The 6,629-nt window shown below is 36.0% G+C and carries 4 protein-coding genes and 1 pseudogene; 2 read left to right on the plus strand and 3 right to left on the minus strand.

What is annotated here, in order from left to right:
* Positions 1–1,138: 1,138 nt before the first annotated feature.
* The gene (locus BT156_RS21620; RefSeq protein WP_072412981.1) at positions 1,139–2,575 is read right to left on the minus strand and encodes an alpha-amylase; all 1,437 of its coding nucleotides are present in this window, start codon (positions 2,573–2,575) and stop codon (positions 1,139–1,141) included.
* Positions 2,576–2,764: 189 nt separating this feature from the next.
* Here BT156_RS21620 and BT156_RS21625 point away from each other — a divergent pair, with 189 nt between their 5' ends.
* Positions 2,765–3,445 (plus strand): DUF4290 domain-containing protein, encoded by a 681-nt coding sequence (locus BT156_RS21625; RefSeq protein WP_072412982.1) that lies wholly within the window; start codon positions 2,765–2,767, stop codon positions 3,443–3,445.
* Positions 3,446–4,753: a UDP-N-acetylglucosamine 1-carboxyvinyltransferase gene (gene murA / locus BT156_RS21630; RefSeq protein ID WP_072412983.1), complete on the plus strand. Its 1,308-nt coding sequence runs from the start codon at positions 3,446–3,448 to the stop codon at positions 4,751–4,753.
* A 103-nt stretch (positions 4,754–4,856) separates the two neighbouring features.
* On the opposite strand, the gene BT156_RS21635 is transcribed toward murA, so the two are convergent.
* Entirely contained in the window at positions 4,857–6,098 is a 1,242-nt protein-coding gene (locus BT156_RS21635; protein WP_394332866.1) for a DUF2207 domain-containing protein, read from the minus strand.
* 24 nt (positions 6,099–6,122) lie between these two features.
* Positions 6,123–6,527, minus strand: a pseudogene (locus tag BT156_RS22625) (DUF2207 domain-containing protein); the annotation flags it as partial.
* Positions 6,528–6,629: the final 102 nt, after the last annotated feature.

Raw genomic sequence — 6,629 nt, forward strand, 5'->3', positions numbered from 1 at the left:
TACCTAATTTTCTGTCGTTTTCAGTATAGATTTGCGTGTGCAAAAGTAAAAAATTATTTCTAATTGACCAAGACTTTTTTGACTTAATTTAAAGTTTTTTAACTAACCCTAAATCCCATCTTCCATATCTCAATCTTCTACTCCTATGCTCCCGTTTTACCGGACTGCAAAGATACAAATTATTTTAACTTTAACAACTTTTATTTACTAAAAATTTTAAAGTTTATTTTAATCTGTTTCGTAGTATCTATAGTATCATTACCTCCTTCTGCGCTACTGTCAACCTCGCGTTTTCAGTGGGGCAAAAGTACATCAACTTTACCACTACTTCCAAATCAATTTAACATAATGTTCATATAAAACTCATATTGTGGAAAAGTTTTAATTCTAATTTATTGATATAATTTATGTTATGGGGTTATCCACAGTTATCCACAGTATTCGATTATCTTTTTGAGAAGTGTCAGAATAGGTGTTTTCAACGGTGGAAAGGGATTAGAAGACTGATTTTTTATATAATCTGCTATACTATATATAAGGTATAAGAAAGTAAACCTCATAGGTTTTGAAAACCTATGAGGTTTCAATGTGAAGGATGAAGGCTATGTTTGAGGGATACTTTTTTATTTACCACAGATTGACTCTGATTGGCACAGATCTTAGAATATAGAACTTGAGCGTGGGAGGGTTTGAGAGTTGGAGTCTATAGCTTTATAGATCAGTTTTGGAGCTGGTGAAATGTGTGGAGAAGGTCGATTGATTATGTCGGTCGAAAAATTCTATTGCAAGAAATAGTAATAAGAACGCCAAATACCCTAGCCCGGATTGAAGCGGCATCCTTTTTGGGGGCGGCCGAAGCGAAGCGCAGGACGGCACGAAAAAGATACAGCGCAAAGCCGGATGAAGCTCCTGATTATTTTTGGGTTGGAGAGGGTGGGAGGTGGGTGGGTTGGGGCATTGAGATTGCTTCGTCGCTTCGCTCCTCGCAATGACGGCCGGGAAAATAAAAAAGCAGAGTCATTAAACTCTGCTATACCTTATATATATGTTACTGAAAATTTGAGGTGATTTATATTAATCCCACAGATCACTTTTATATAAAATTTGTACAATCTGCGGGAAATATATTAGTGAATATTTATTGATTCAATGACCAAACAGAATAGCTGTTCGGGGCGCATTGAATTTTCACCCACTTATCACCTTGTGTAGTGGGATACCAATTTGAGCTTCCTGTGAAGTCTTTAATTTGTTGACTTGCCCAATTGGTCTGGATCCATCTTTCCTGCCAGCTTGAGGAATTGTTGATGTAAACCACCAATCCCGGATTTCCGTTGTAACCGTTACGTCTGGCAATATATTCATCATTATCCGTATAAAGAATTGATGTATTTCCGGTTGCTTTATTGTTGTGAATCCAGATCAGGTTATTTAATCTTTCTTTATTCAGCCATTCTTCGTAGTCTCTGTAGAAAATCGTGGGATATCCTTCATGTGTCAGAATATAAGCATAAGCCAACATTTTATTGTTGATAATATCTGTGTCGTGGTTTGAAACAAAAGTTACGGCTTTGTAAGGATTTCTCTTCCACATCATATCGTCATTTAGTGCATTTAGGTTTCCGTTATCAAAGGCTTCATCCATTTTATAGTAGGCTGCAAAATCGAAAACAGAACTGTTGGCATTATTTGCCCACCATTCCAGAGTATTTACGTTGGAATCCCATAATTCCCCAACAGAGAAACCGCCAACATTGGCATTCCATGTATTGACAACCCATGGTCCGAAACCTTTAACATAATCGAATCTCCAGCCGTCAAATTTCATTACGTTTTTATAATATTTTGCAACAGAATCATCTCTTCCCCAAAGCCAGTCCTGAACGTAAGGGTTTGCATGACATAGATCCGGGAAGCCACCGAATGCTCCTTCATCATTATTTCCATAAGAATTTTTGTAGAAATCATTGTAGCTTCTAGGAAATTTTCCTGATGCAACACCTGAAAAATCTGTCCATGTATTTGTTCCGGTAAAAGGATTTGCCTGCGACTGGCCACCACTGTTATGATTAATCACAATATCTGCATAAACCTGCATGTTTTCGGTATGCGCTTTTGTAATTAATGCTTCCAGTTCTGTTCTTGACCCGAAGCGGGTTTCAACGCTTCCATTTTGGTTAAAATTTCCAAAATCGTAATAATCTGTAGGATCATAACCCATTGAGTACGCTCCGTTTTGAGCTTTTGAAGCCGGAGGAAGCCAAATTGCACCAATTCCCGCATTCGACCAATCGGTTACTTTCCCTTTTACGGTATCCCACCAATTTCCGCCATCCGGAACATCCCAATAAAACCCCTGCATCAAAACTCCTCCTCCCGGTCCCGAAACAAATTTTCCATTTACTGAATTACCACTTCCGGTACTGAAAGGTCTCCCATCGTGAGTCGTAACATTGACCGTTTTGCTGTGGATCTCTAATTGTCCGGGGCTTTGATCAACCATCTCATCATTGTTCTGACAAGAATTAATTAAACCTAAAGCCAAAAAAGAAAGTAAGAAATGTGTTTTTTTCATATACAATGTTTTAATTATTAAACTAATAACTAAATTACACTTTTATTGAAATAAATTCTTATTTACGTGAAATAATTTTTGTATTAAATAATAAACTCTACCAATACATTATTTAGATCTTCATTAAAAAATCATAAACTTTGAAGATTTTCGGTACAATTTTTCCATTAATCCATATATTTGCATACTATGGAATACAATACCCAAAAAACCCAGCTTCATATGCCCGAGTACGGCAGAATTATACAACAGTTGGTTGAGCGTTGCAAAGAGCTTTCTGACAGGGATGAAAGAAGCGAAATGGCAATGGCGATCATCGATTTTATGGGTCAAAGAAACCCGCAACTTCGTGATGAAGAAAATTATAAACATAAACTTTGGGATCATCTTTTCATTTTAGCTAATTATGATCTGGATGTAGATTCACCATATCCATTTCCTACAAGAGAGCAATTGGCAGAGAAACCCAAAACAATGGAATATCCTAAATTACAGGGAGATTTTAAATTTTACGGAAAAAGTATTCTTCAATTAATAGAAAAAGCAATAGAACTAGAACCTGGCGACGAAAAAGAAGCTTTGAAGGAAGTAATTGCCAATAATATGAAGAAATCTTATAATGTTTATAATAAAGAGCATGTTACTGATGATGTGATTTTCCGTCATCTGAAAGAGCTTTCGGATAACAGGTTGGATCTTACCAATATAGAATCTCTTGAAAAGAGCAAGATCTACTATACTACCAACAGCAACCGAAACAACAATAACCGAAGCAACAATAACAACAGAAACCAAAACCAGCCCAATAAAAGAAGGCACAACAATAATAACAATAACAGAAGCAACACTAACAACAATAACAGAAAGTAAATGAGTGGAACATTTCAAATAAGAGGAGGAAAAAGACTGCAAGGTGAAATTACTCCACAGGGAGCTAAGAATGAAGCTCTTCAAATTTTGTGTGCAGTTTTATTAACTGATGAAGAGGTAAGAATTAAAAACATTCCGGATATCCATGATGTTAACAGACTGATTGAAATTCTTGGAGATTTTGGTGTAAAAGTAACCAAAAACGGACATGGTGATTACACTTTCAAGGCTGATAAAGTAAACTTCGATTATATAAAATCCAACGAATTCAAAAAAGACGGAGCAAAACTTCGCGGTTCTATCATGCTAATGGGACCAATGTTGGCAAGATACGGTGAAGCTTATATGCCGACCCCGGGTGGTGATAAAATAGGAAGAAGAAGATTAGACACTCACTTTCAGGGACTTGTTGAGCTTGGTGCAGAATTCCATTATGATGAGGAAGAATATTTCTATTCATTAAAAGCTAAAGAACTAAGAGGAAAATTCATTCTTTTAGAGGAAGCTTCCGTAACAGGAACTGCCAATATCGTAATGGCAGCAGCTTTGGCAAAAGGTAAAACAAGGATTTATAACGCAGCATGCGAGCCTTATCTTCAGCAACTTTGCAAAATGCTGAACAGAATGGGTGCTAATATTTCAGGGATCGGTTCTAATTTACTTACCATTGAAGGAGTAGATCACCTTCACGGAACTGAACATACGATGCTTCCTGATATGGTAGAAATCGGATCTTGGATCGGTCTTGCGGCTATGACAAAATCTGAGATTACCATTAAAAATGTAAACTGGAACCAGCTTGGTGTTATTCCAAACACTTTCAGAAAACTAGGAATTCAACTTGAACAAAGCAATGACGACATATATATTCCTGCTCAGGAAAACTATAAGATCCAGAAATTTATTGACGGATCTATTTTAACGATTTCCGATGCACCTTGGCCGGGATTCACTCCGGATTTGCTGTCTATTATTTTAGTGGTGGCAACTCAGGCAAAAGGAAGTATTTTGGTTCATCAAAAAATGTTTGAATCAAGATTATTTTTTGTTGATAAATTGATCGACATGGGCGCCCAGATCATTCTTTGTGATCCACACAGAGCAACCGTAATCGGTCTTAACCAAGAATCTCCATTAAGAGGAACCACAATGGTATCTCCTGACATCAGAGCCGGAAATGCACTTCTTATTGCGGCACTTTCTGCAGAAGGAAAATCAATTATCCACAACATTGAGCAAATCGACAGAGGTTACGAAAATATTGACGGAAGACTGAAAGCGATCGGAGCTGATATTGAAAGAATTTAAGATAAGAAATTAGAGGTTAGAATTTAGATATTAGTTTTAACTTATATTATAAATTAAAAGCGTTCAGATTTTGAACGCTTTTAATTTTTTTGAAAAGTAAGGATTACCAGCCTCCGCCTCCACCGCCTCCGCCCCCTCCGCCGGAGAATCCGCCGCCACCGGAACCGCTGCTTGAGCTTGATGGTTGCGTAGATGCAGATCTTATGGAATTGGTAAGGCTCGAGTTTAGCGTATTTCCAAAACTCAGATGATTAATGGAACTTCCAACATACCAAGCATGAACATATTCTGTTCCGTTCGCCATATTTTTCACCATCGTATCAAATTTTTCACCCCAAATATCGTCAACTCCCAAAACCATTGCAAAAGGCAGTAAAGTTTCGAAAACCTGTGGAGTCATCTGAGGTGGATTATGAAATTTCAACTGCTCGTTTTCTGCAGCCCCCATATACATTTTGAAACCTTCAATTAAAGATTTTTGTCTCAATTTTTCTTCTGATGGTCTTTTTATTACATATTGATAAATCACCAAAGAAGTAAATCCTAAAATAATGAAGAAGTAACACACCCCAAAATTAATGAGCTCGCTTCCATTATTTCCTGCTTTAATAAATCCAAAAATACCAATAACAGTAATAATTGGAGCCGGAATTAAAAACTTCCAGGAAACTCTGTTCGTTAAAAATGATACCACAAAAAATATGACCAAAGAAATAACATATACAGCAATTCCACCAATCATTTTTTCCGGTTCCGGATCTATTTTGTAGCTTATAATTAATCCTAAAACATAAACAACTGTCATAACTAAGATCGGTATAACAACTTTTGTAAAGTTATTTCCTTCATTTAAAAATTTATCATGCTGAAATGCCAATGTTCCTTTGAAGCTATTGACTACATTTTCAATTTTTGAATTATATTTTCCATCAAATTTAATCGTCTCATTTTCTGTAAAAAGAGTATTCATCAAATTAATCTCTTCTTTTGGCAAAGCCTGATCGGGGTCTTTTAATTTATTTAAAGTAAATGTTTTTGTATTAAAAAGTCCTAAAATTCCGGAATCTTCACCTTCAATTATTTTCAAATATCCTTTTACAGCAAGATTAACGATTGAAGCGGTTAGAAATTTATTTTTAAAACTTTCTGTTTCCAAATATCCCATGGAAGCCGGCGAAAGATTTTCCGGAACATTGAATTGCGGATAAACCGTTGGTTTTTGCGGATCAACACCATATTTTCTCCATGTTGAAAAATAATAGAAGATCAAACCTAAAAAGATGATCATCCCACCCATTAAAATTCCAAATTTTTCCAGAAAAGTTGGCGGTGGCGGTGGAATCATAATTCCTTTTTGAAATCCTGCAGCAATGGTTAATCCTTCATTCGGAGCTAAATTCGTTGCAGACCATTCCATTGAATTATCCGATAAAATTGTAGAACTGCAATTTTGAAAATTATTTCCGTAAGAACCCGTATAGCATGAATTTTGGAGAATTTTCGCACCTTCCGGAAGGGTGACCTTTGCCGAAATGGTGTCTATTGCAAAATCCCAAACATTTCCGTTGACGTTCCAATATACCTCATCGTAGTTATCAAAAAAACCGATTTGATTTTCTGTTTTATATTGTATTTCATATTTATAGTCGCCCGGAGTTAGAATTATATCTTTGTTTCCGACATATATTTTCAGATAACCGTCTTCAGTTTCTGTATGATAATCTTCCTCTACTCCATCTTTTTTTACGGAGATAATGTCGTACTTTACTTTCTGAGTTTTGTTATTTAACCTGAGTTCGGGTTAAGCGAAGTTTAAGAATAATTGACCATCATTTACTTTTTTTAAATTTAATGATGGTTTTTTTGGAAAGAAACA

It is taken from the genome of Chryseobacterium limigenitum (assembly GCF_900114875.1).
GTDB classification, from domain to species: domain Bacteria; phylum Bacteroidota; class Bacteroidia; order Flavobacteriales; family Weeksellaceae; genus Chryseobacterium; species Chryseobacterium limigenitum.

What these genes read in the sequence shown, in the direction of transcription:
- murA (WP_072412983.1), top strand. Translation starts at nt 3,446, where the DNA reads ATGAGTGGAACATTTCAAATAAGAGGAGGAAAAAGACTGCAAGGTGAA.
- BT156_RS21620 (WP_072412981.1), bottom strand. Translation starts at nt 2,575, where the DNA reads ATGAAAAAAACACATTTCTTACTTTCTTTTTTGGCTTTAGGTTTAATT.
- BT156_RS21625 (WP_072412982.1), top strand. Translation starts at nt 2,765, where the DNA reads ATGGAATACAATACCCAAAAAACCCAGCTTCATATGCCCGAGTACGGC.
- BT156_RS21635 (WP_394332866.1), bottom strand. Translation starts at nt 6,098, where the DNA reads ATGATTCCACCGCCACCGCCAACTTTTCTGGAAAAATTTGGAATTTTA.